General features: G+C 67.5%; 22 protein-coding genes and 1 tRNA gene. 17 read left to right on the top strand and 6 right to left on the bottom strand.

The window, feature by feature from the left end; genetic code table 11:
* Positions 1-15 precede the first annotated feature (15 nt).
* The 12 genes from V2L32_RS11680 to V2L32_RS11625 all read left to right on the top strand — a co-directional run bounded on the left by V2L32_RS11680 (position 16) and on the right by V2L32_RS11625 (position 14,100).
* Positions 16-489 carry an MnhB domain-containing protein gene (locus V2L32_RS11680; protein WP_409348440.1) on the top strand — a complete coding sequence of 158 codons (474 nt, stop codon included), beginning with the start codon at positions 16-18 and terminating at the stop codon, positions 487-489.
* Entirely contained in the window at positions 486-941 is a 456-nt protein-coding gene (locus V2L32_RS11675) for a cation:proton antiporter subunit C (RefSeq protein ID WP_331232567.1), read from the top strand. Before V2L32_RS11680 ends, V2L32_RS11675 begins: the two co-directional genes overlap by 4 nt.
* Complete coding sequence (locus V2L32_RS11670) at positions 934-2,481, top strand: monovalent cation/H+ antiporter subunit D family protein (RefSeq protein WP_331232566.1); 1,548 nt, start codon at positions 934-936, stop codon at positions 2,479-2,481. The genes V2L32_RS11675 and V2L32_RS11670 overlap by 8 nt, the downstream gene beginning before the upstream one ends.
* Positions 2,478-4,292: a proton-conducting transporter transmembrane domain-containing protein gene (locus V2L32_RS11665; RefSeq protein WP_331232564.1), complete on the top strand. Its 1,815-nt coding sequence runs from the start codon at positions 2,478-2,480 to the stop codon at positions 4,290-4,292. Before V2L32_RS11670 ends, V2L32_RS11665 begins: the two co-directional genes overlap by 4 nt.
* A complete protein-coding gene (locus V2L32_RS11660) occupies positions 4,289-6,136 on the top strand; it encodes a Na(+)/H(+) antiporter subunit D (protein WP_331232563.1) in 1,848 nt (615 codons plus the stop codon). Before V2L32_RS11665 ends, V2L32_RS11660 begins: the two co-directional genes overlap by 4 nt.
* Positions 6,137-6,175: 39 nt before the next feature.
* Entirely contained in the window at positions 6,176-6,733 is a 558-nt protein-coding gene (gene hpt / locus V2L32_RS11655) for a hypoxanthine/guanine phosphoribosyltransferase (protein ID WP_331232561.1), read from the top strand.
* A 277-nt stretch (positions 6,734-7,010) separates the two neighbouring features.
* The gene (locus tag V2L32_RS11650; RefSeq protein WP_331232560.1) at positions 7,011-9,020 is read left to right on the top strand and encodes an ABC transporter substrate-binding protein; all 2,010 of its coding nucleotides are present in this window, start codon (positions 7,011-7,013) and stop codon (positions 9,018-9,020) included.
* A 69-nt stretch (positions 9,021-9,089) separates the two neighbouring features.
* On the top strand, positions 9,090-10,046 hold the full coding sequence (locus V2L32_RS11645; RefSeq protein ID WP_331232559.1) for an ABC transporter permease: 957 nt from the start codon (positions 9,090-9,092) through the stop codon (positions 10,044-10,046).
* 9 nt (positions 10,047-10,055) lie between these two features.
* Entirely contained in the window at positions 10,056-11,096 is a 1,041-nt protein-coding gene (locus tag V2L32_RS11640; protein WP_331232558.1) for an ABC transporter permease, read from the top strand.
* Positions 11,096-12,163 carry an ABC transporter ATP-binding protein gene (locus tag V2L32_RS11635; RefSeq protein WP_331232557.1) on the top strand — a complete coding sequence of 356 codons (1,068 nt, stop codon included), beginning with the start codon at positions 11,096-11,098 and terminating at the stop codon, positions 12,161-12,163. The genes V2L32_RS11640 and V2L32_RS11635 overlap by 1 nt, the downstream gene beginning before the upstream one ends.
* Entirely contained in the window at positions 12,164-13,510 is a 1,347-nt protein-coding gene (locus tag V2L32_RS11630; RefSeq protein ID WP_331232556.1) for an ABC transporter ATP-binding protein, read from the top strand.
* A gap of 47 nt (positions 13,511-13,557) precedes the next feature.
* Positions 13,558-14,100 (top strand): hypothetical protein, encoded by a 543-nt coding sequence (locus V2L32_RS11625; protein ID WP_331232555.1) that lies wholly within the window; start codon positions 13,558-13,560, stop codon positions 14,098-14,100.
* Between the two features lie 84 nt (positions 14,101-14,184).
* Here V2L32_RS11625 and V2L32_RS11620 read toward each other — a convergent pair whose 3' ends face one another.
* On the bottom strand, positions 14,185-15,063 hold the full coding sequence (locus V2L32_RS11620) for a hypothetical protein (protein ID WP_331232553.1): 879 nt from the start codon (positions 15,061-15,063) through the stop codon (positions 14,185-14,187).
* A 98-nt stretch (positions 15,064-15,161) separates the two neighbouring features.
* On the opposite strand from V2L32_RS11620, the gene V2L32_RS11615 reads away from it, so the two are divergent.
* Both V2L32_RS11615 and V2L32_RS11610 read left to right on the top strand, forming a co-directional pair.
* A complete protein-coding gene (locus tag V2L32_RS11615; RefSeq protein ID WP_331232551.1) occupies positions 15,162-15,842 on the top strand; it encodes a type 1 glutamine amidotransferase domain-containing protein in 681 nt (226 codons plus the stop codon).
* Between the two features lie 138 nt (positions 15,843-15,980).
* Positions 15,981-16,433, top strand: coding sequence for a VOC family protein (locus tag V2L32_RS11610; RefSeq protein WP_331232549.1), 453 nt, complete (start codon positions 15,981-15,983; stop codon positions 16,431-16,433).
* Positions 16,434-16,639: 206 nt separating this feature from the next.
* On the opposite strand, the gene V2L32_RS11605 is transcribed toward V2L32_RS11610, so the two are convergent.
* From V2L32_RS11605 to V2L32_RS11595, 3 genes are all read right to left on the bottom strand, one after another.
* Positions 16,640-16,714: transfer RNA gene (locus V2L32_RS11605), tRNA-Met, on the bottom strand.
* Positions 16,715-16,840: 126 nt separating this feature from the next.
* Positions 16,841-17,290, bottom strand: a complete 450-nt coding sequence (locus V2L32_RS11600; RefSeq protein ID WP_331232547.1) for a GtrA family protein — start codon at positions 17,288-17,290, stop codon at positions 16,841-16,843.
* A complete protein-coding gene (locus V2L32_RS11595; RefSeq protein WP_331232545.1) occupies positions 17,283-18,053 on the bottom strand; it encodes a glycosyltransferase in 771 nt (256 codons plus the stop codon). Before V2L32_RS11595 ends, V2L32_RS11600 begins: the two co-directional genes overlap by 8 nt.
* Positions 18,054-18,146: 93 nt before the next feature.
* On the opposite strand from V2L32_RS11595, the gene V2L32_RS11590 reads away from it, so the two are divergent.
* Positions 18,147-18,515 (top strand): methylglyoxal synthase, encoded by a 369-nt coding sequence (locus V2L32_RS11590; RefSeq protein ID WP_331232543.1) that lies wholly within the window; start codon positions 18,147-18,149, stop codon positions 18,513-18,515.
* Here the strand turns inward: V2L32_RS11590 and V2L32_RS11585 are convergent.
* Complete coding sequence (locus tag V2L32_RS11585) at positions 18,490-18,765, bottom strand: hypothetical protein (protein ID WP_331232542.1); 276 nt, start codon at positions 18,763-18,765, stop codon at positions 18,490-18,492. The two genes, V2L32_RS11590 and V2L32_RS11585, sit on opposite strands and share 26 nt — an antisense overlap.
* A gap of 123 nt (positions 18,766-18,888) precedes the next feature.
* On the opposite strand from V2L32_RS11585, the gene V2L32_RS11580 reads away from it, so the two are divergent.
* Positions 18,889-21,084: a DUF2298 domain-containing protein gene (locus V2L32_RS11580; RefSeq protein WP_331232541.1), complete on the top strand. Its 2,196-nt coding sequence runs from the start codon at positions 18,889-18,891 to the stop codon at positions 21,082-21,084.
* Here V2L32_RS11580 and V2L32_RS11575 read toward each other — a convergent pair.
* On the bottom strand, positions 21,081-21,347 hold the full coding sequence (locus V2L32_RS11575) for an HAH_0734 family protein (protein WP_331232539.1): 267 nt from the start codon (positions 21,345-21,347) through the stop codon (positions 21,081-21,083). The genes V2L32_RS11580 and V2L32_RS11575 overlap by 4 nt on opposite strands.
* Before the next feature lie 85 nt (positions 21,348-21,432).
* Between V2L32_RS11575 and V2L32_RS11570 the strand changes: the two genes are divergently transcribed.
* A complete protein-coding gene (locus V2L32_RS11570; protein ID WP_331232537.1) occupies positions 21,433-23,097 on the top strand; it encodes an aldehyde ferredoxin oxidoreductase family protein in 1,665 nt (554 codons plus the stop codon).
* Positions 23,098-23,156 lie beyond the last annotated feature (59 nt).

Here is a 23,156-nt window from a genome sequence, read left to right as displayed (position 1 = left end):
CGGGCCGACCGCTCGATGAGCCGCGGCGACGGCTACGACGACACCTACGTCGAGAGCCAGGTGATTCTGACGGCGGTGAAGCTCGTCGCGCCGTTCGTGCTCACCTACGGGCTGTTCCTCTCGCTCCACGGCGCGGACACCCCCGGCGGGAGCTTCCAGGGCGGGGCGATCATCGGCGTGACAGTTCTGATGCTCGCGTTCGCCTTCGGCATCGAGCCGACCCGCGAGTGGCTCCGGAACTCCGTCGTCACCGGGCTGGTCGCCGGCGGCGTCGTGATCTTCCTCGGCGTCGGCATCGTCACGATGGCACTCGGCGGCGCGTTCCTCGAGTACCGGCTGTTCGAGACGGTGGTCGGAATCCCCGACGGGACGAAGTGGGGGATGGAGGCGATCGAGGTCGGCGGCATCGCGCTGATCGTCGCCGGGGTCTTCATCGGCCTCTTCTTCGTCACCGCGGCCGGCCTCGACCGCGGGGGTGACGGGGCGTGATCGACGCGATCGCCCCGGAGGCCGCCCTCGGGTTCGCCTCGGTCCTCCCGACCGTCGCCGACGCCACCCTCGCACCCGCGCTCGTCGAGACCTTCCTCACCCGCTACGCCTACGCGACGGTGTTCGTCCTGCTCTCGGTGGGGCTCTACATGATGATCGCGAGCCCGAACCTCGTGAAGAAGGTGATCGGGATGAACCTCTTTCAGACCGCCGTCTTCCTCTTCTTCGTCGCCGCTGCCTACGTCGAGGGCGGGGTCTCGCCGGTCGTTCCACAGGACTCGACGCCGGGCGAACTCGCCGTCGCGAGTCCCCTCCCCCACGTGATCGTCCTCACCGCCATCGTCGTCGGGATCAGCCTCACGGCGGTCGCGCTCGCGCTGATCGTCCGGATCTACACCGAGTACGGTACGATGAACGAGGGGACCCTTCGGGAGGTGCGCGTCGATGAGTAGCCTCGACCTCGTCCCGGCGCTGCTCGTGATCCTCCCGATCCTCGGGGCGACGTTCCCGCTCGCGCTCGGCCTCCGGTACGACGACGTCGGCTGGACGGTCGCGACGGCCGTCTGCGGGGCCGTCTTCGCGCTCTCGCTCCCGGTCGCGAACGCCGTCTACGGCGTCGGCGAGCGCGTCTGGGTGATCCACCCGCTCGGCGGCTTCGAGCGCCCGGTCGGGATCGAACTCGTCGCCGACGAGCTCTCGACGATCATCGTCCTGCTCGTCGCGGGAATCTCGTTGGCGACCCTCGCCTACACCCGCCACGGCGGCCCGCGCGGGAACACGTTCTACAGCGGCTATCTCCTCCTGGTGGGGGGCCTGATGGGCATCGCGCTCACCGGCGACGTCTTCAACCTCTTCGTCTTCCTCGAGATCACCGGCATCGCGACCTACGCGCTGATCGCGAAGGCAGACGGCCCGGAGGCGGCCGTCGCCGCGCTCAAGTACCTGATCATCGGGACCGTGGGGGCGTCGCTCTACCTCGTCGGCGTCGGCTTCGTCTTCCTCGCGACGGGGACGTTGAACATGATCGACCTCGCGAGCGCGATCCCGGAGGCGGGCTACGACGATCCCCTGGTGCGAATGGGCTTCGTCTTCATGTTCGTCGGCTTCGCGATCAAGGTCGCCCAGTGGCCGCTTCACACCTGGCAGCCCGACGCCTACCAGCACGCCCCCGACGGCGTGACGCCGATGATCGCGGCGCTCGTCTCGACGGTTTCCGCGTACGCGCTCGCGCGCGTCATATTCGGCGTCTACACCGTTGAGTTCGTCCACGCCACCCCCTACCTCCAGGAGGTCATCGTCACGGTCGGCTCCGTGAGCGTGATCGCCGGTAGCGCCCTCGCCGTGATCCAGGTCGACGTAAAGCGGATGCTCGCGTTCTCGTCGGTCTCGCAGTTCGGCCTGATCGTCGCCGCCTACGGCCTGCTCACGGAGACGGCGCTCGTCGGCGCGCTCGTCCATCTGGTCGGACACGGCGTCATGAAAGCCGGGCTGTTCGTCTGTGCAGGCGTGATCGCTGCCGGCTACGGCGCCCGGAAAGTCGACGAGTATGCGGGCCTGTTCGCGCGCCGGCCGGTCGCGGCGGGTTCGATGGCGGTACTCGGCATCGCGCTGATCGGCATCCCGCCGTCCGTCGGCTTCATCGGCAAGTGGTACATCGCGGTCGGCTCGATCGAGGCCGAACTCTGGTCGGTCGCCGCGGTGATCTTCCTCTCGACGATGCTCACGCTCGGCTACGTCGCCCGTCTGCTCGAGAAGATGTTCTTCACGCCCACCACGGGCGTGCCGGATGGTGCGAGCGGCCCCTCCGCAAACGGCGTCGCGGCCGACGGCGGTGAGGGCGTCCTCGTCGGGACGCTCGAGGAGGCCGACCCCGTCTCCAGGGGCATGATCGGTCTCGCCGTCGGAGCCGCCGTCCTCGCCGTCGCCCTCGGCTTCGCGGGGGCGACGTTCCACGAACTGTTCGACCCCTTCGTCTCGGAGGTCTTCTCATGAGTGAACTCGTCACCGATATCAGACCGCTCGCCGCGGTGCTCGTCTCCGCGCTCGCGGTCGTCCTGATCGTCGCCTCGTACCGCTACCCGAACGTCCGCGAGGGCTGGTCGGTGCTCGCCGCGCTCGCGAAGTTTGGTATCGTCGCCTCGATGCTCCCCGGCGTGATGGACGGCACCGTCTACGAGTGGAGTTTCGCCGAGGCGACCGGCACCGAGTTCGTCGCCGGGATCGACTTCTCGTTGCGCGCGGATCCCCTGGGGATGCTGTTCGCGCTGCTCGCGAGCTTCCTCTGGATCTTCACCTCGTTCTACGCGACGGGCTACATGCGCGGGTTGAACGAACACGCCCAGACCCGATTTTTCGCCTCCTTCGCCGCCAGCCTCTCGACCGCGTTGGGCATCGCGTTCGCCGGTAATCTGGTGACGATCTTCCTCTTCTACGAGCTGCTCTCGCTCGTCACCTACCCGCTGGTCGCGCACAACGAGGACGACGAGGCGCGAATCGCGGGGCGGAAGTACCTCTTCTACACGTTCTTCGGCGGCGGGGTCTTCTTGCTCGCCGGCACGGTGCTGGTCTACTGGCTCACCGCCGGGGTGGGCGAGGCGACCGTCGCCTTCGAGACCGGGGGGATGACCGCGCTGGCGGAGGCCGCGGCGACCGATCCGATCGCCGCCTCGATCGCGTTCTTCCTGCTCGCGGCGGGCTTCGGCGTGAAAGCGGCCGTGATGCCGCTTCACTCCTGGCTCGCCGACGCGATGGTCGCTCCGACGCCGGTCTCCGGGCTGCTCCACGCGGTCGCGGTCGTGAAATCGGGTGCGTTCGGCGTCGCCCGCCTCATCCTCGACACCTTCGGACCGGAGCTCACCGGCGACCTCGGGGTGAACCTCCCGCTCGCGGCGCTCGCGGCGTTCACGCTCGTCGCCGCGAGTATCATCGCGCTCCGGAAGGACCACCTGAAACGTCGGCTCGCGTTCTCGACGACCGCACAGCTCTCCTACATCGTCCTCGGGCTGTCGATGCTGCACCCGATCGCGCTCGTCGGCGCACTGCTCCACATCCCCGCCCACGCCTTCGGGAAGCTCACGCTCTTCTTCTGTGCGGGGGCGGTCCACGTCGAGACCCACACCGACTACGTCAGCGAGATGGCCGGCATCGGCAAACGGATGCCGCTCACCATGGGCGCGTTCGCCCTCGGCGCGGCGAGCATGGCAGGCATACCCTTACTAGCGGGCTTCGTCAGCAAGTTCTACCTCCTGATCGGCGGGCTCGAGGCCGGGCTCTCGATCTTCGCGCTCGCGCTGATCGTTTCAGGTATACTGAACATCGCCTACCTCTGGCCGGTCGTCTACACCGCCTTCTTCGAGAGCGAAGAGCGCCACGACGCGAAACCGCTCCTCGAGTACCCGATGGGCGGGAAGCGTGAGTCCTACTTCGACGATGGTGACGATCACGGTGAGCACGCGCACGCGGTGACCGACGGCGGGCACCCGGACCACGGCGGCCAGGCTCGTGGCGGCGCCCACGCTCGTGGCAGCGGCCACGCTGACGACGACCCCGCCTACGCGGTCGACGTGAACCCGAGCGATCACAGTACGGAGGACCACGACGACCACGGCGACCACCACGGCGGCGCGCCGCCGGGCGGCTGGGAGCGCACCCCGATCCGCGAGGAGAGCACCTGGCTCATGCTCATGCCGATCGCTGTGATCGTCACCGGGGCGGTCCTCCTGGGAATCGTCCCCGACCTCGCGGTGTTCCTCGATCTGGCCGTCTACATCGTCGAGAGGGTCATCGGGGAGGCTGTGCTATGAGCGAGACGCTCGCGCTCGCCTACCCGCCGTTTCTCGTCCTCGCGGCGGCGCTGCTCGTGCTCGTCCTCCCCCGGACGATCGGCTTCGGCCTCGGGACGCTCTCGCTCGTCGCCGTCGCCGCGCTGTCGCTCACCGTCCCCGAGGGGTCGTACCTCGGGACGACGTTCCTCGGCTTCGAGGCCAATCCGTACCTCGTCGACGAGTTCACCGCGATGATGGGCTTCGTCATGGGGTTCCTGGGCGCGGGCGCCGTCCTCTTCGCCTACTCCAGCGAGGCGTCGAGGACGATGGCGGCGTTCGCGCTCGCATACGTCGCCTCCTCGCTCGGGGCGGCCTTCGCGGGCGACTGGCTGGTGCTGGTCTTCTACTGGGAGGTCATGGCGGTCACCTCCACCCTCCTCGTCTGGCACTACGGCGGCGACGCGGTCCGCGCCGGCTACCGGTACGCGATCGCTCACGGGATCGGTGGGAGCCTCGTGCTGTTCGCCGTCGTCTGGCACTTCGCCGACGTCGGCGCGTTCGCCTACGGCGAGGGCGCGGCGGGCATCGCCCCCGGGATCCCGGCACTGCTCGCCGCCCTCGGCATCGGCGTCAACGTCGCGTTCATCGGGCTGCACACCTGGCTGCCCGACACCTACCCGCGGCCGCATTTCACCGCCTCGGTTTTCCTCGCGGCCTACACCACCAAGACCAGCGCCTACGTCCTCTACAGGGCGTTCCCCGAGGGAAACCTCTTCCTGGCCTACATGGGCGGGCTGATGGCGGTCTACGGCGTCGTCTTCGCGCTGCTCCAGCACGACATGCGGGCGCTGCTCTCCTATCACATCCAGGCCCAGCTGGGCTACATGGTCGCCGGGATCGGGATCGGGACGGCGATCGCCGTCTCGGGTGCGATGGGCCACCTCTTCAACAACGTGCTCTACAAGAGCCTGCTGTTCATGGCGATCGGGGTCGTCATCTACCGGACCGGCGAGAACGACCTCTACGAGCTCGGCGGGCTCTGGCGCGAGATGCCGATCACGGCTACTGCCTACGCGATCGGGGCGTTCTCGATCGTCGCCCTCCCGGGGTTCAACGGCTTCATCAGCAAAGGGATGGTCTTCGACGCGGCGAACCCCCACTACTACGGCTCCTCGGAGTACCTCGCGCTGTTCTGGCTGCTGATGATCGGGGCGATCGGCACGTTCCTCTCGTTCATCAAGCTCGGCTACTACACCTTCCTCCACGGCGAGAGCTCGATCTCGGTCCCGGACGCGAGACCCGGTCAGTCCGTCGCGATGCTCGCCGTCGCCGCCGCCTGTATCGTCTTTGGCGTCTGGTGGCAGGGCCTGGTCGACCTGCTCCCGTTCGGCCCCGAGGTGATCGGCGAGGGCCAGGTCGCCCCCTACAGCATCGGCCACCTCACCGACGCGCTGACGCTGCTGGTCGTCTCGGTCGTCGGCTTCGCGCTCGTCAGACAGCCGCTGTCGGGACTCGGCGACATCCCCGACGTGGAGGTCGTCCTCAACCCCGCGACGTACACCCTCGGTCGGGGGACGATGCTCGCCGTCACCGATCTCTACGCAGCGGTTGACGCGCTCGCCGTCTCGCTCGTGACGACCTGCTACTGGATCGGGAACAATCCCGTCCTCGCGGTCAGACGGGTCGGGCGTCGGCTTCCGAACTGGCTCGTCGACACCGACGGGCTCACGCCCACCGACGGCGGGGCCGCAGAACGCCGGCCGGACGGTGGGTCCGAGGTGAGCGAGACGAAACCCTCGACGCTTCGGCTGCGGGCGTCGATCGGGACCACGGTACTCATGATCACGGTCGTGCTCACCGTGATCCTCTGGCTCGTCCTGTGAGTTTCGCCAGCTTTTACTCGGGGGCCACGAACCCACGGCATGGATAAGCTCGCCCGATCGCTTGAGGAGGCGCCGATCATCGAGAAAGAGGGCTACCAGTACTTCGTCCACCCGATCAGCGACGGCGTGCCGATGCTCGAACCCTCGCTGATGCGAGAGATCGTGATCAAGATCATCCGCGAGGCGAGGCTGGAGGACGTCGACAAGATCGTCACCCCCGCGGCGATGGGCATCCACATCTCGACGGCGGTCTCACTGATGACCGACATCCCGCTGGTCGTGATCAGAAAGCGCCAGTACGGGCTCGAGGGCGAGGTCGCGCTCTTCCAGGAGACCGGCTACGACGAGAACCAGATGTACATCAACGACGTGGAGGCCGGCGACCGCGTGCTCGTACTCGACGACGTGCTCAGCACGGGAGGGACCCTCCGTGCGATCACCGACGCGCTCACCGACATCGGGGCGGAGGTCGTCGACGTCGTCGCCGTGATTGAGAAGGTCGATGGCGGCGAGAAACTCCGGGAGTCGGGTCGGTCGGTGAAGACGCTCATCACGGTCGACGTTCGCGACGGCGTGGTCGTCGTCGTCGACGAGTGAGTTGCGACACGACCGCGTCCAGAGCGGGTCGGTTCGAGTGACGAGGTTGGAGGAAACATCAGATTTAGTGTAGGTTTATGGAGCACGTTCCGTCCACGCACTGACATCCAGTACCATACCGTTTGTTCCGCCTGATAATCCGTGAGGGTCCGGGTTCGTAGAAGAAAACCGGTAGATAGTGTACAACCGTTTTCTGAAATTCGTTCTTTGTGACTGTGACAATACGTGTTGAGGAAAATCGACACACATATACCTTTGGGGTTTAGACAAATTTAGCATGGCGGAAGATGACAACACTCCCGCTCGACGTATCAATCGGCGACGCCTCCTCCAGGGGATGGGTGCCGCCGGGGTAGTCGGAGTCACCGGCTGTATCGGTGGCAACGGCGACGACGATCCCGGCGACGACGCCGGCGACGACGCCGGCGACGACGTCGACACCGACGGCGACGACGACGATGACGACGAGCCAGCGGACCTCAGTGGGATCCAGGAAGGCGGCACGCTCCGGATCGCGGAGGGCGCGAACATCGACTCCTTTGACCCACCGTACAGCACCGACACGACCTCCTCCTCGGCACAGTTCTTCGTCTTCGAGGGGCTCGTGACCTCGGACACGCAGGGCAACTACTACCCGTGGCTCGCCGAGAGCTACGAGCTGGTCGAGACGAACGACATCGACCGGACGGCCTACGAGGAGTACATGATCTCCGTCGGCGCCGACGAGGAGGGCATCCTCGACACCGACGCGCAGGTGATCGTCCAGCACCCCGAGGACAACCCGCTCGAGGACGACGAGGTTCGCATCCTCACGACCGAGGAGGCCGCCGACGCGGTCGCCGACGGCGTCTTCGGGATGCAGTACCGCTACGAGCTCAGAGAGGGCGTCGAGTTCCACAACGGCGAGGAGCTCACCGCAGAGCACGTCGTGGCGACCGCCGCCCGCTACGAGAACTCCGACGTCTCCGCCCAGACGTTCGACTCCGTGCTCTACGTCGAGGAAGAGGACGAGTACACCGTCTCGATCTACGCGCAGGTTCCCGACGCGGAGGGCGAGGGCCAGCTCCCCGGCTTCTACATTCACTCGCTGGAGCAGGCCGAGCTCCCCGGCGGCGAGGTCGACCCTCGACAGGGCAACACCCCGATCGGGACCGGCCCCTACGAGCTCGTCGAGTTTGAGGACGAGCAGTACGCCGAGTACGAGAAGTTCGACGGCTACTGGCTCGAGGAGATGGGCGTCGACTCGCTCGACTGGTTCGAGGGAGGCGACGAGTTCCCCGACGGCCCCGTGATCGACGAGATCGAACTCGAGATCGTTCCCGACGACGCGACCCGCGCGGGCGCGCTCCAGAACGACGAGATCGACGTCACCTCGGGGCTGGCGACCGCGACGCTCGACGACTTCGACGCTGCCGAGGATTTCGTCGTCGAGACGACGGAGACCGGCGGCTACACCTACATCCAGTACCCGGTCAACATCGAGCCGTGGGACGACGAGCGCCTGCGCCAGGCGGTCAACCACCTCGTCCCCCGACAGCAGATCGTCGACAACGTCCTGAACGGCTGGGGCCGGCCCGCCTGGACGGACATCCCCGAGCTCGCCGAGGAGAGCGGGACGGCCGACGCCGAGGCGCTCGAAGAGCGGATCCGGCCGCAGAACGAGTTCGACCCCGAGCGAGCGGCCGAACTGATCGAGGAGGTCGAGAACGACGGCGTCGAGTTCCCGCTCGAGGTCCAGCTCGAGACCAACGCCGACAACGACGACCGCGTCCAGCTCGTCGAGCTGATCGCCGCGTCGATGGAGGAGTCGGGCTACTTCGAGACGAGCGTCGAGACCTACGAGTGGAACTCCTACATCGCGCGGGTGCTCGACCCCGAGTACCCCCAGGAGGAGATCATCCCGTGTATCGGCCTCTCCGGGACGTTCAACCCCGAGAGCTTCTGTGACGCGCTGCACAACACCGCCAACATCGGCCAGTGCTGTAACCTGACCGGCATCAGCGACGAGGAGTTCGACGAGATGGTCGACGCCGCCCGCTTCGACGTCGACGTCGTCGACGACCAGGAGCTTCGCGGGGAGCGCTACGACGAGATCTGGGACCTGCTCGCCGAGCGCCGGTACAGCTCGATCACGCACTTCGGACTCACGGACGCGATCATGCACAACCGCGTCCAGAACTTCAGCACCCACCCGTTCCCGGAGAGCATGTACAGCTTCGCGCTACACGCTCCCCAGGAGGAGCAGGTCATCTGGCTGGACGACCAGGACGACGAAGACGACGAGTAGTCGGCCCGGCCCGCTCGCAACCCGAAACGATTTGCGTCCGTAGCGAGCACGGATTTTCATCGAACGATCATGAGCTTACGACGTTTCATACTGAATCGAATCCTGTCGATCATCCCGATCCTGTTCGGCGTCTCGCTGATCACGTTCGGTCTCGTGCATCTGACCCCGGGGGACCCGATCAGTCAGATGGTCGCGTTGAACCCCGACGTCGGCCCCAACGAGGAGGCACAGCTCCGGGCTCGCTACGGGCTCGACGGGCCGGTCTGGGAGCAGTATCTCACGTGGATGGCGAACGTACTGACCGGTGACTTCGGCGAGGTCATCAGCACCAACCGCGACGTCTCGGGCATCGTCCTCGCGCGGCTGCCGGCGACGATCGCGCTCGGGGTCTTCGGCTGGGCGTTCGGCCTCGCCATCGCGATCCCGGCCGGGATCTACGCGGCCGTGCACAAGGACGAACTCGGCGACGACGTCAGCCGGTTTCTCGCGCTGTCGGGCATCTCGATCCCGAACTTCTGGCTCGGGCTGATGCTGATCCTGATCGGGTCGCTCTGGCTCGGCCTCTGGCCGGTGCTCGCGCCCTCGCGGCTGCCGCTTTACCACCCGAACATGCTCTGGTACCTGATACTACCGGGGCTGACGATCGGGACTGCCGCGGCGGCGGGGATCATGCGGGTGATGCGGACATCGATGGGCGAGGAGATGAACAAGGATTACGTCACGGCCGCGCGGGCGAAGGGACTGCCCGAGCGGCAGGTGATACTCAAACACGTGCTCCGGAACTCGCTGATCTCGGTGGTGACGCTCGCGGCGGCGCTGACCGCCTCCATCGTCTCGGGGTCGGTCGTCGTCGAGGTGGTGTTCAACTGGCCGGGGCTCGGTCGGGAGTTCATCAACGCGATCAACGGCCGCGAGGTGAACATGATCATGGCGATCACGCTGTTTACCGGTGTGTTCATCATCCTCGCGAACCTGCTGGCGGACATACTGTACGCGGTGCTCGATCCGCGGATTCGATATGACTAGGTGTCACTAATGTCGACAGAACGAGGCCGAATCCGGATCAGGGGCTTCGACGCCGAACGCGTCGAGCGACGCGATCCGCTTTCGGACTGGACGGGGGAATCGGAGACGAGAACCGAGAGCAGGTGGCGACGCGGGTTCCGCCGGTTCAGACGGAACCGGTCGGCGCTGCTCGGGGTGGCGGTCGTGGTGCTCATGTCGCTGGCGGCGTTCTTCGCGCGCCCGATCGTCGTCGGCGGCGTCCCGATCCAGCCGTTCTCGCTCGCCCCGCACGACCCGACGACGATCCTCTACCTGGGGACGGACCCGTCGGCGGGCATCTACGACCCGCCCTCTACGGACTACCCGATGGGCACCGACAACTCGGGTCGGGACCTGTTCTCGCGGGTGCTCTACGGCGGCCGCTTCAGCATCTCGATCGGCTTCATCGTGATCGCGATCAACGCGACCGTCGGCGCGGTCTACGGCGCCGTCTCGGGCTACTACGGCGGCTGGGTCGACGAGATCATGATGCGGATCGTCGACACCATCTTCGCGTTCCCGGGGCTGATCCTCGCGCTGATCATCGTCGCGGTGCTCGGCGGGGGCTACTGGCAGCTCGTGCTCGCGTTCACGCTGTTCGGCTGGGCCGGCTACGGCCGTCTCGTCCGAGGGGAGGTGCTCTCGATCAAGGAGAACGAGTACGTGATGGCGGCGAAGGCCCTCGGCGCGCGGGACCGGTCGGTGATCTTCAGACACATCATCCCGAACGCGATGCCGCCGCTCCTGGTGCTCGCCACCCTCGGCATCGGCACGACCGTCATCGGCGTCGCGGCGCTCGGCTTCCTCGGTCTCGGCATGCCGCCGGGCACCGCCGAGTGGGGGACGATGCTCGACGCAACCCGCGAGACGCTGATCCAGGGCCCCGAGGGCCGGATCCCGTGGTGGGCGACGGTGTTCCCGGGCATGGCGATCTTCCTGTTCGTGATGGCGATGAACCTGATCGGTGACGGCGTCAACGACGCGCTCGACGCACAGGAGACCGGCGTCGGCAAGCAGGGCGGTGGTGCCTGATGGCGCTGCTCGAAGTCGAGGACCTCACCGTCGAGTTCTACACCGAAGACGGGGTGGTCACCGCCGCCGACGACCTCAGCTACCGTATCGAGCGCGGCGAGAAGTTCGGCGTCGTCGGCGAGTCCGGCGCCGGAAAGAGCGTCACCGCGCTCTCGTTGATGCGGCTGATCGACAGCCCCGGCCGGATCGTCGAGGGCGAGATCCGGTTCAAGGGGCGGGACGTCCTCGAGATGACCGAGGCGGAGGTCCGCTCGATCCGTGGCAACGAGATGGCGATGGTGTTCCAGGACGCACAGACCGCGCTGAACCCGGTCTACACCGTCGGCGAACAGATCGCCGAGGCGATCCGACACCACCTCGGCTACGGCGACGAGGAGGCCAGAGAGCGGACGATCGGCCTGCTCGACACCGTCGGCATCCCCGAGGCCGAGGCCCGCTACTCGGATTACCCCCACGAGTTCTCCGGCGGGATGCAACAGCGGGCGGTGATCGCGATGGCGCTCTCGTGCGATCCGGATCTCCTGATCTGTGACGAGCCGACGACGGCGCTCGACGTCACGATCGAGGCGAAGATCCTCGACCTGATCGAGGAACTCGCCGACGAGTTCGACACCGCCGTGCAGCTGATCACCCACGATCTGGGCGTGATCGCGCAGGTCTGTGACCGCGTGATGGTGATGTACGCCGGCAAACCCGTCGAGAAGGCGCCGGTCGAGGAGCTCTACTACGACCCGAAACACCCCTACACGGTCGGGCTGATGGGGTCGATCCCGAGGGTGGGCGACACGAGAGAGCGCCTCCAGACGATCCCCGGCACGATGCCCGACCTCGTCGAACTCCCCCCCGGCTGTAGCTTCCACCCAAGGTGTCCGTTCGCAGAGGAGGCCTGCACGCTGGAGGAGCCGCCGCTGCTCGACCCGGAGACCGGCGAGCCGGCCGGCCCATCGGTCGAACACTCCGCGGCGTGTCTCGAGTACACCGGCGCGCTCAGCGAGGGGCTCACCTACGAGATAGACGTGGTGGACGGGCCGGAGGGCCCACAGACGCCGCAGGCGGAGGGGAACTAGATGGTGAGTCGATCGGACGAGCCGATCCTCTCGGCCGAGCGGGTGAAGAAGTACTACGACACCTCGAGCGGGTTCGTAGAGAGCCTGCTCGGGCAGGGTGGTTCGGTGAAGGCGGTCGACGGCGTCGACCTCGAACTGTACGAGGGCGAGACGCTCGGCGTCGTCGGCGAGTCGGGCTGTGGGAAGACCACGCTCGGACGGACTCTCCTCCGGCTGATCGAGCCGACCGAGGGCGAGATCAGCTACCGGGGCGAGAGCCTGACCGACGCCTCGACCTCGCGGATGCGCGAGCTCAGAAAGGACATCCAGTACATCTTCCAGGACCCGTTCTCGAGCCTGAACCCGCGGCTGACCGTCGGCGACATCATCGGCGAGCCGCTCGACATCCACGGGATCGCCTCGGGGGCGAGCCGCGAGGAGCGGATCGGCGAACTGCTCGAGACGGTCGGGCTGAGTTCGAGTCACGTCCGGCGATACCCACACGAGTTCTCGGGCGGCCAGCGCCAGCGCATCGGCATCGCGCGTGCGCTCGCGGTCGACCCGGAGGTCATCATCTGCGACGAGCCGGTGAGCGCGCTCGACGTCTCGGTGCAGGCACAGATCCTCAACCTGCTGGAGGACCTCCAGGAGGAGTTCGGGCTCTCGTACGTCTTCATCGCCCACGACCTCTCGGTCGTCGAACACATCTCGGATCGCGTCGCCGTGATGTACCTCGGCGAGGTCGCGGAGGTCGGGACGACCGAGGAGGTGTTCTCGCCGCCGTATCACCCCTACACCGAGGCGCTGCTCTCGGCGATCCCCGAGCCGGACCCGCTCTGGCAGGGCGATCAGATACGCCTCTCCGGGACGGTCCCCTCGCCGATCGACCCGCCCTCCGGCTGCCGGTTCCACACCCGGTGCCCCCGCGTGATCAGGCCGGCGGAGGTCGACGTCGCCCAGCCGACCTGGCGGTCGCTGTTGAACCTGAAAGAGCGAATGCGGGGTGCGGAGGAGGTCCGCTCGGTCGTCGGCGTCGAGGAGGGTGCGGAGACGGCCGATCCCGCCGACGCGCCGCGGGAGACGATCGACGAGCTCCTGCGAGCCGAGTTCGACCTCCCCGGGCGGATCGACGACCCGGGCGTCGAGGAGGTGCTCTCCGGGGTCGTCGACGACCTCCACGGCGGGGACGTCGAGGGGGCACGCGAGCGTCTCGAAGCGGCGTTCGTCTCCCCCTGCGAGGAGGAGCGACCGGAGCTGCTCACGATCAGCCCCACACACGAGGTCTCCTGTCACCTCTACGACGACCGGTTCGCCGATCGGCGTCCGTCCTGGTCCGAGGGGGCCGACGACGCCGTCGCCGACGACTGAGCCACGGCACAGAACCCTTTAGTTCGGCCCGCCCCTCCCTCCTCTCGATGCGTCGGATCTACGAGTCCGAGGCCCTCCACCGCGACGACGAGGACGCCTTCTCTCCGAACGAGCACGAGCGTCGAGAGCGACCGCAGGCGTTCCGGTGGGTGAACGCGTCGCTGCTCAGCCGGCTCCTGCTCCCCCGCAGGCTGCGGAACTGGGCGATCTCGGTACGGATCACGACGCCGAGGGAGGAGTACCCGGTCGGGACCGCGGTGCCGTTTCGCGTCACGATGAAGAACGCGCTTCCGGTCCCCGTCTCGATCCGGACCGACTCCCCACACCTCTGGACGTGGACGGTCGACGACCACCCCGAAGCCTCGCACGTCCCCGTCCACCGGCCACCGGAGACGAACGGCGCGTTCCGCTTCGACCGCGGCGAGCACAAACGCTTCTCGAAGCGCTGGCAGGGGCTCTTTCGCGTCTCGGAGACGGAGTGGGAGCGCGCCGGGCCGGGGACGTACACGATCGGGGCGGCTCTCAACGTTCCGGACGCCGAGGGGAAGGGACTCTACGACGAGACGACGGTTCGGCTCGTCCCCGAGTGAGTTATACGGACTGCTGTCCGTCCGTCCCGCTCAGGCCGGTACCCGCCTCTCGGTCCGAACGGTACACAGGTACAGCGGTCCGTCTCAGGGGGTGATGCCGGTCCGGTTCTCGCCGAGTCCGAGTTCGTCCGGGCTGAACTCCAGCAGCGGCTCCTCACACTCGGCACAGCCGAACGTGATCACCTCGTAGGAGCGACAGCAGGACTCGACGGTGCCGTCGCTCACGACGATCGGACCACCACACCGGGGACAGCTGTCCCGGAACGAGCGGAGCGAGGAGAGGATGCCGAGGCGCTGTTCGAGGGGGACGCCCACCCAGCGGTCGGACAGTCCTCTGAGCGCGCCGTCGGCGGCGAGATCACCCAGAAGCGCCGCCTCCGAGGGCCACTTCCGTACCCTGCGGTCGATCTTGATCGCCGGGTACGGCCGGTCCAGCATCTCGATCGCCGCCGGTTCGGTGTCGAAGACGGTCGCCAGACGACCGGGATCGAACGGGTTCGCCGGTTCGTCCTCGTCCAGGCGGTCGCGGAATCGATCCGTGAGACAGAGGTCGTCCTCGTGCTCGCATGGTTCGACGGCGCCGACCTCGAGGAGGAAGCTTTCGGGATCGACGGCGTTCTCGCGGCGTGCTTCGATCCGGTCGATCGTCTCCTCGACGGCTCCGGTCTCGGTGCGTCGTTCCTCGATCGGGTTCGGCGCCTTTTCGAAGCGGGCGAGCACCCGATCGGGGAGGTAGCGTTCGGTGAGCCTCGGCGTTCCGGGCACCAGATAGCCTCGGAGGTAGATCGCGACGAGCGAGCCGACGAGCACTACTGCGCCGACCGGCGGGGCGAGGACCGATATCGCGATCGCGAGGACGAGGGCGATCGAGACGTTGACCACGGTACAGGGGAGACAGCGGTTCTCGCCCGTGTACTCCGGCCGTCTGAACCGGTCGAGAACCGACGTCGGCTGATCGGTCATGTGTCGGACTAGCGAGGAACCGGTAAAAACCTGCGGAGATCCGTCGGGATCCGAGTGCCGGGCGGCCGCTTTTGCGATCTCGGCCCGTACCGCCTTCGATGACCGACGCACTGTTCATTGTCAGCGAGGAGGGCTACTGGGGCGAGGAGTGTACCGAACCGCTCACGGCGCTCACCGAGGCGGGCGTCGAGGTCACGGTCGCGACGCCGAGCGGAGCGCCGCCGGAGATCGACGAGCGCTCGGTCGATCCCGAGACGGTCGGTGAGGAGACCGCGGAGCAGGTGCGGGAGATACACGACTCCGACGAACGGCTGAACGACCCCGAGGCGCTCGCGGCGGTCGATCCGAGCGGATTCGACGCGGTCGTCCTCCCGGGCGGCCACGGCACCGTCTGGGACGTCAACCAGGACCGCCACGCACGGAGGGCGCTGCGCGAGGCGGTCGAGGGCGGCGGGAAGGCGCTCGTCGTCTGTCACGCCGTCGGCATCCTCGGGTTCACGTGGGGCAGCGATGGCTCGCGGATCGTCGACGGACGGTCTGTCACCGGGTTCCCCGACGCCTGGGAGGCAGACATCGTCGACGAGAACGACGTGCTACCGGACGGCCGAAAGCTCCCCTACTGGGTCGAGGAGGAGGTCTCCGCCGCTGGTGGGGATTGGGACGCGGAACTCGACGCCGACACCAGCGTCGCCGTCGACGGCGACCTGATCACCGCACGTGGGCCGGAGTCCTCGGCGGCCGCGGCCGAGACCCTGCTCTCGGAACTGGGTCTCGAGTAGCCGTTTCACCCCGGTCGACCGGTGGCTCTGCCGGCGCCCCAGCAGTTACGCCACCGGCGCCCGAACGGATCGTGTGTTTCAGACCGAATCGGTAGGATCGAGATCGGAGACAGCGACCGTAGGCAGACGGGAAGATCGATGACCGACGACGACCGTGCCCGACTTATCGGCGTGAACCACGTCGCGCTCGACGTCGGCGACATCGACGAGGCGCTCGCGTTCTACGAGTCCGTCTTCGCGTTCGAGCTTCGCGGACGGGGCGAGTCGAGCGCCTTTCTCGACATGGGCGATCAGTTCCTCGCGCTCTCGGAGACGGACGCGGAGTACCACGACGAACACCGACACGTCGGGATCGTGGTGGACGACCCGACGCTCGTCGAGGCCCGTCTGGACGAGCTGGGGATCGACCGCCTCGACACCAGTGGATTCGACTTCCGCGATCCGTGGGGCAACCGCCTCCAGATCGTCGGCTACGAGGAGATCCAGTTCACGAAGGCCGAGCACGTCCTCTCGGGGATGGACCTCTCGGATCTCGAGAAGACCGAGGGGGCGATCGAGGAGCTCTCGGAGAAGGGGATGGAGCCGGAGTAAGCATCACCCCTCTTCTCGGGGCTCACGGTCACAGTTCCGCTCGTCGACGTATTCGCCTCGAAAAGTAGCGGGAGGTAGATTTGAACTACGCCCACTTCGCTCCCTTCGGTCGCTCGTGGTCTAGTTCAAATGCACTCCGTGCGAGTTCTGTCGAACTCACCGTCGAACGAGGCGTAGCCGCGTGAGACGCGAGTTCGACGAAAACATAGCGGGAGGTAGATTTGAACTACCGATCTCCGGGTTATGAGCCCGGCGGAATCTCCTGGCTATCCCATCCCGCTACCAGATCGTACCGCCGTGTGCTAGTTAAGGGTTGTGATCGACCGGTCGTACGGACGGTTGTGGTCCCCTACCAGTGATCGCCGACCGTACTGGTGATCGGCGGCAACCGGTTTCAACCGTCCGTATCAGACCCACTGCACTCGCCAGGTGTAGACCGACTCCAGCGTGTAGTTGAACAGGAAGCCACAGCCGATCCCGACGAGGTTCGCGAGCGGCCAGGGGACGCCAACCTGCCGGTAGAGTACGACGAGCACGACTGTTGCCACGGCGATACCGCCCACCCGGACGAGGTTCGACCGGACGAGCCGTCGCGAGAGTGCCCCGAACCCCGAGAGCCCGGCGTCTGCGAACGTCCACCGCTCGTTGACGACGAACATCACGAGGATCGCGGTCTCCGCGCCGACGAACTTCGCCCCCCAGATCGGCAGCCCGACGAGCGTGTACCCGATCCCGAGGACGAGGGTATCGACGAGCGCGCCGAGCGCGCCGACCAGCGCGAACTTCACCAGACGGACCCGTGAGACGAGCACACGGGCGTAGCGGACCAGCAGGGTCCGGCCGAGGTCCTCACTCATCGCCACCGTTCCCGGTCGGGGATCGGACACCGGGACGATCCCCCACGACCGCCCCACCAGACCCGGCTCCGTCTTCCCCGTTCACTCGCCGTCCGACGGCGATCAGCTCCGAGACGACGGTCAGTGCGTCCCGCGCCGCGACGGTCGATCCCGGGGCGTCGACCCAGGTCACCGGTACCTCGACGATCCGTCCACCGCGGGCGTGGGTCAGCGCGACCAGTTCGACGTCCCAGGCGAACCCCGGGGCTCGAAGCTCGCCTCTGACCTCCTCCCAGAGCGCCGCGTCGATCGCCTTCGCGCCGCACTGGTAGTCGGTGAGCTGTGGGTCGAGCAGTCGTCTCGCCAGCCACGCGAAGCCGTCGCCGAGCCGCCTGCGGACGACGGTCTGGTGTGCGATCACCTCGCTCTCGGGGTGACGGCGCGAGCCGACCGAGAGCGCGACGGCCCGACCGTCGACGGGTCCGATGACGTCCGCGAGCGAGGTCGCGGGGGTGGAACCGTCCGCGTCGGCGAACGCGAGCACCTCGGTCTCCAGCGCGTCGAACCCCTCGGTGATCGCTCGCCCCTTGCCCCGTCGCTCCGGGACGGTGTTCACGGTCGCCGGGAGCCCGGAGAGGGCGTCCGCGGTCTCCGGCAGGGGGTCGTCGAGTTCGACCCGGAGCCGGATCGGATCGACCGTCTCGGCGACGCTCTCGACGAACGCACGGAGGCGGTCGGGATCGGGGCGGTAGGCGGGAACGACGACCCCGACGTCAGGCGACATTCACTCTCAGCTAGCCGGAAACGGATAAAAACCTCCCGGCGAGACGGGTCCCGGCGGAGGGCAGTATATGCCACGGGCGTCCGTACTCCGGGCATGACGCGGCTCGCGCTGATCGCCCACGACGAGAAGAAAGCCGACATGATCGACTTCGCCCGCGAACACGAGACGGTCCTCTCGGGCTGCGAACTGATCGCGACCGGCACCACCGGGAGGCGACTGAACGAGGAGACCGACCTCACGGTCACGCGGATGGCGTCGGGGCCGCTCAGCGGTGACATGATGATCGGTGCGGAGGTCGCCCGCGGCGACCTCGACGGGATCGTCTTCCTCCGGGACCCGCTTCGCGCCCAGCCACACGAACCCGACATCACCGCGCTCCTGCGGATCTGTGACGTCCACGACACCGCGCTGGCGACGAACCTCGCGAGCGCCCAGTTCATCCTCTCGGGGCTCGCCGACTGACCACGTCCGGTCCGACCGGACCGCCCTCACAGAACGAGGACGAGGAGTGCGAGAGGCGGGCGATCGCGAGATAGAAAACGCCGGTCCGTCGGTACGTCTCACTCCCGGCATCGGTGAGTCCGTCGTTCTCCGTCCCGAACGGCACGCACTGGAGGAAAGACACCACCTGGAACCACCTGATCTCGGCGAGACCGAGCGCCGCGAAGAAGGCGGCAACGTAGAGGGTCGCGACCTGGGTCGGCGAGATCACGCACGCAGTACCGCCCCGGTCGGTATACTCTTTCTCGCTCCCGACCCGTGCGGTCGCGCGCGCCTCGTAGGCGGAGGTGGGGCCGACCAGAAGGCGTATTCCTCCCGGCTCGGTTTCCCGACCATGGAGTACGGCCTCGTCGCGCTCTGGTGGCTCTTCTTCCTCTCCCTGGCCGCTTCGGGTGCCCCGGCCGCGGCCGCCCTCCTCGCACGGTGTGCGGACCGGGGTCTCTCGCTCTCGCTTCCCCTCTCGTTCTCGGTACTGGCGCTCGTCGGGTTCTGGGCCGGCCAGGTCCGGTTCGGGCTCCTCGCGTTCGGCGTCGGTCTCCTCACCCTCCTCGCCGCCTCGCTCCTCGCGCTTCGGCGGGGAGTTCGCCTTCCCCACCGCTCCGTCGTCCTCGACACGCTCGTCGTCTTCACGCTCGCCTACCTGCTGGTGATAGTGATCCGGGGCCTCGACCCCGCGGTGACGCCGACCGCGGGCGAGAAGTTCCTCGACTTCGGCCTGCTGCAGACGCTCCTCCGTGCGGAGGTGCTCCCTCCCGAGGACGTCTGGTTCGCCGGTGAGCCGGTCAGGTACTACTACGGCGGACACATGCTCGCGGCACTGTTCGCGGAGGCGACGGGAACCGACGCCCGCTTCGCGTACAACCTCGCGCTGGCCGGCTTCTACGCGACGAGCGTCACCGCGGCCTTCGGCCTCGCGGGCACGGTCGCGGCCGGGATGGGCTATCCCCGCCGCACCGCCGGCGCGCTCGCCGCGTTCCTCTTCGGTGTCGCCGGCACGCTCACCACCGCGCTCGGCCTCCTCCTCTGGGTCCTCCCCGACACACTCGCGGAGCCGCTGCTCGCGGCGACGGGCTACGAACCCGATCGGGTTTCGGGTGGCCCGACGCAGTTCTCCTACTGGGACGCGAGCCGCGTGATCGAGGGCACGATCAACGAGTTCCCGCTGTTCGCGTACCTCAACGGCGACCTCCACGCCCACATGATGAGCGTCCCGTTCGTCCTCCTGGTGGCCGCCTGCTGCCACGAGTATTACCGCACTCCGGAGGAAGAGCGGCGGAGACGACTCGCGCTCCTGGCCTCCGGCGGGGTCCTCGTCGGCCTGCTCGCGTTCGTCAATACGTGGGACGCGCCGATCGCGACCGGCCTGCTCGCGCTCACGCTCGCGCTCGCCCACTCGGGTCCGACCTCGCTCCTTCCGGAGCGGTTCCGGAGGGGGTCTCCGTCGTCCGTCCGCATCGAACTCCGTAGGCTGGTGCTCGCGGGACTGCTCGTCGTCCCCCCGGTCCTCCTCGGCCTCCTCGCGGTCGTCCCCTTCCTCACCGGAACCGCGAGCGGTCGGTCGGTCGGGTTCCTCCCCGATCGGAGCCCGCTCGGCTCGCTCCTCCTCGTCCACGGCACCTTCCTCGTCGCGTTCTGGGCCTTCTTCCTCACCCGTGAGGAGTACCGCGGACACCGAAGGACTATCGTGGCGCTCGCGCTCTTCGCGCTCGTACTCGGCTGGCTCGCCGACCTCGCCGCGGTCGGACTCGCCCTGCCCCTGCTCGCGCTCGGCTGGCACCGCTGTCGGACCGGTGGCGGCTTCGCGTCGCTGCTCGTCGTCGCCGGTTCGGGGCTCGTCCTGATCGTCGAGGTCGCGTACGTGGTGGAGACCGCCGGTCCCGAGCGGCTGAACACGGTGTTCAAGACCTACGCGCAGCTCTGGGGGCTCTGGTCGGTCGCGGGCGGCGTCGTGCTCGCCGGTCTGCTCTCCGACCGGCGACGGTTCGCCCCGTCGACTCCTCCCCGCACCCGACGAAACACCGCGACGCTCCTCGTCGTTCTCGTGGTCGCCGCCTCGGGTCTCTACGCCCCGTTCGCGCTCGCGAGCCACGCGGCGACCTCCGATGAGAAGACGCTCGACGCGACGGCGTTCGTCGAGGAACAGCACCCCGAGGAGGCCGAGGCGATCGCCTGGCTCGCAGAACGGGAGGGCCAGCCGACGATGGTGAGCGCGCCCGGCACGCACGAGGCGGGGATCTACCGCTGGGTGAACGCGCCGTCCAGTCTCACGGGGGTCCCGACCGTCGCTGGCTGGGCCCACCAGACGGGCTACCGCGATCCAGGGGAGTACCACGAGCGCGTGGCCGACGTCGGGACGATCTACGAGGGCGAGCCGGACGAGCGGCGCGCGCTGCTCACCGAGTACGACGTCGAGTACGTCTACGTGGGTCCCGAGGAGAGAGAACGCTACGAGCTGGGCGAGTTCGAGGAACTGCCAGGCGTCGAGGTGGCAGGGGAGTTCGGCGCGGTCGTGATCTACCGGGTGGACTAGACGATCGTCGGCGGGCCGCGCTCGATCACGGTGACGTCGGACTCGTCGACCGCCTCCACGTCGAGGAAGTGCGGAACGTACTCCTGTTTCTGGAACGCTTCGCGTTCGTCCTCGGTACCGACGACACACCAGAGCTGCATCCGATCGGGGCCGTGCCACTCGCCGTTGCGAGAGATGCCGAAACAGACGAGTTCTTCGCCGTCGACCTCGATCCGCCCGCCCTTTCTCACCCCGGGATCGCCGTGGATGATGAGCCGCTTCATGGGGGCGGGTTCGTGTGAGGGTGGGGTAAGCGTTTCGAACGCCGGGGCGCGTACGTTTTTGTACTTGCCCTCGCATGGGTATCCCATGCGACACACACCCGGTCCGTTGCTCACGATCGACGTCGGCGAGCGAACGTACGAGACGACCGAGATCGACGACACGCTCGAGTCGTTCATCGGCGGCCGCGGCGTCGCGACCGCACTCGCCCACGACCGGATCCCGTTCGACGCCGATCCGTTCGGTCCCGAGAACCGGATCTACCTCGCGACCGGCCCGCTGCAGGTCTCGGAGATGAGTTTCACCGGCAGGATGAGCCTCACCGGGCTCTCCCCCCTCACCGATGGATTGCTCTCGACGAACGCGGGGGGGTACCTCTCGCGAAACTTCGCCGACACCGGCTACAGCGCCGTCGAGATTGTGGGTGAAAGCGACGACTTACTCGCCGTCCACGTCACCGACGAGGGCGTCGAGTTCGAGGAGGTCCCCGACCTGGAGATGGCGACGGTCCCCGAGGTGACCGACGCGATGGACGAGGCCCACGACCTCGCCTCGGAGAACCTGATCACGATCGGACCTGCTGGGGAGAACCTCGTTCGGTTCGCCTGCGTGATGACCTACGACAGCCGGGCGTTCGGCCGCGGCGGCCTCGGCGCGGTGCTGGGATCGAAGAACGTGAAGACGGTCTCGTTCAGGGGCGACTCGCGTCCCGACCTCGAGCTCCCCGAGGAGGTCCAGGGCGAGATCCACCGCGAGGCAGCGACGACCGACGACATGATGAAACGCCAGGGGACGACCGCCAACACCGAGTTCATCAACGACAACTTCTCCCTGCCGACGAGATACTTCTCGGAGTACGAGTTCGAGGGCGTCGCGGGGATCGGCGGGGACGCCGTCGAGGAGAAGAAGTACAAGAAGGAGGCCTGCTCGGTCTGTGCGTTCGCCTGCAAGCTCCCGACGAAGGACGAGGAGCGAGGGGTCGAGACCGAGGGGCCGGAGTTCGAGACGGTGTTCTCGTTCGGGTCGAACTGCGGGGTCGACGACGTGGTGGACGTGATGATCTCGAACGAGCTCTGTGACATCTACGGGATGGACACCATCTCGTGTGGGAACAGCGTGGCGGCGTACCTCGCCGCCCACGACGAGTTCGGCAACGCGGAGCTGATCCACGACCTCGTCGAGAAGATCGCCTTCCGGGAGGAGGAAGGAGACCTACTCGCGGAGGGCGTCGAGCGCGCACACGGGGAGCTCGGCGTCGAGAACTTCTCGGTGAAGGGGATGGAGTTCGCCGCTCACGACGGCCGCGTCCTCCAGGGACAGGGGCTGTCGTACGCCGTGGCCAACCGCGGCGCCGACCACATGTACGCGACGATGCTCCGGAAGGAGTACTCCGGCGAACTCGACCCCGAGGGGACCGCCGGGAAGGCGGAGACGCTGATCGAACACGAGAACCGGAACGCGCTGCGCGACAGCGGGATCGTCTGCGCGTTCGGCGGCGACTACGTCCCAGACGAGAGCCTCGAGAAGCTCCTCGACGCACCGTTCGAGGAGCTGCTCGCCGCCGGCAGCCGGGTGATCGAACTCGAGCGTCACTTCAACAACCAGCGCGGGATGGACCGCTCGGACGACCGCCTCCCCTACGACCTGCCCGACCTCGACGCATCGATCGGGGAGTACTACGAGCGCCGCGGCTGGAACGACGACGGGACGGTCCCCGGCGAGCAGGTCGCCGACCACGCGAGCGCCGACTGATAGGGATTACCGTAGCCAACCGGAGATCTCGGTAATCGATCAACGGGTCTCGTCTCTCG

Source organism: Halalkalicoccus sp. CGA53 (assembly GCF_036429475.1).
GTDB classification, from domain to species: domain Archaea; phylum Halobacteriota; class Halobacteria; order Halobacteriales; family Halalkalicoccaceae; genus Natronorarus; species Natronorarus salvus.
This window is presented reverse-complemented; position numbering and strand designations above follow the sequence as displayed.

Excerpts from the sequence above, each read along its gene's own strand:
- V2L32_RS11670 (WP_331232566.1), top strand. The coding sequence starts at position 934 with ATGAGTAGCCTCGACCTCGTCCCGGCGCTGCTCGTGATCCTCCCGATC.
- V2L32_RS11590 (WP_331232543.1), top strand. The coding sequence starts at position 18,147 with ATGACGCGGCTCGCGCTGATCGCCCACGACGAGAAGAAAGCCGACATG.
- V2L32_RS11625 (WP_331232555.1), top strand. The coding sequence starts at position 13,558 with ATGCGTCGGATCTACGAGTCCGAGGCCCTCCACCGCGACGACGAGGAC.
- V2L32_RS11640 (WP_331232558.1), top strand. The coding sequence starts at position 10,056 with ATGTCGACAGAACGAGGCCGAATCCGGATCAGGGGCTTCGACGCCGAA.
- V2L32_RS11645 (WP_331232559.1), top strand. The coding sequence starts at position 9,090 with ATGAGCTTACGACGTTTCATACTGAATCGAATCCTGTCGATCATCCCG.
- hpt (WP_331232561.1), top strand. The coding sequence starts at position 6,176 with ATGGATAAGCTCGCCCGATCGCTTGAGGAGGCGCCGATCATCGAGAAA.
- V2L32_RS11615 (WP_331232551.1), top strand. The coding sequence starts at position 15,162 with ATGACCGACGCACTGTTCATTGTCAGCGAGGAGGGCTACTGGGGCGAG.
- V2L32_RS11610 (WP_331232549.1), top strand. The coding sequence starts at position 15,981 with ATGACCGACGACGACCGTGCCCGACTTATCGGCGTGAACCACGTCGCG.
- V2L32_RS11575 (WP_331232539.1), bottom strand. The coding sequence starts at position 21,347 with ATGAAGCGGCTCATCATCCACGGCGATCCCGGGGTGAGAAAGGGCGGG.
- V2L32_RS11650 (WP_331232560.1), top strand. The coding sequence starts at position 7,011 with ATGGCGGAAGATGACAACACTCCCGCTCGACGTATCAATCGGCGACGC.
- V2L32_RS11665 (WP_331232564.1), top strand. The coding sequence starts at position 2,478 with ATGAGTGAACTCGTCACCGATATCAGACCGCTCGCCGCGGTGCTCGTC.
- V2L32_RS11630 (WP_331232556.1), top strand. The coding sequence starts at position 12,164 with ATGGTGAGTCGATCGGACGAGCCGATCCTCTCGGCCGAGCGGGTGAAG.
- V2L32_RS11580 (WP_331232541.1), top strand. The coding sequence starts at position 18,889 with ATGGAGTACGGCCTCGTCGCGCTCTGGTGGCTCTTCTTCCTCTCCCTG.
- V2L32_RS11620 (WP_331232553.1), bottom strand. The coding sequence starts at position 15,063 with ATGACCGATCAGCCGACGTCGGTTCTCGACCGGTTCAGACGGCCGGAG.
- V2L32_RS11660 (WP_331232563.1), top strand. The coding sequence starts at position 4,289 with ATGAGCGAGACGCTCGCGCTCGCCTACCCGCCGTTTCTCGTCCTCGCG.
- V2L32_RS11570 (WP_331232537.1), top strand. The coding sequence starts at position 21,433 with ATGCGACACACACCCGGTCCGTTGCTCACGATCGACGTCGGCGAGCGA.
- V2L32_RS11635 (WP_331232557.1), top strand. The coding sequence starts at position 11,096 with ATGGCGCTGCTCGAAGTCGAGGACCTCACCGTCGAGTTCTACACCGAA.
- V2L32_RS11595 (WP_331232545.1), bottom strand. The coding sequence starts at position 18,053 with ATGTCGCCTGACGTCGGGGTCGTCGTTCCCGCCTACCGCCCCGATCCC.
- V2L32_RS11600 (WP_331232547.1), bottom strand. The coding sequence starts at position 17,290 with ATGAGTGAGGACCTCGGCCGGACCCTGCTGGTCCGCTACGCCCGTGTG.
- V2L32_RS11680 (WP_409348440.1), top strand. The coding sequence starts at position 16 with ATGAGCCGCGGCGACGGCTACGACGACACCTACGTCGAGAGCCAGGTG.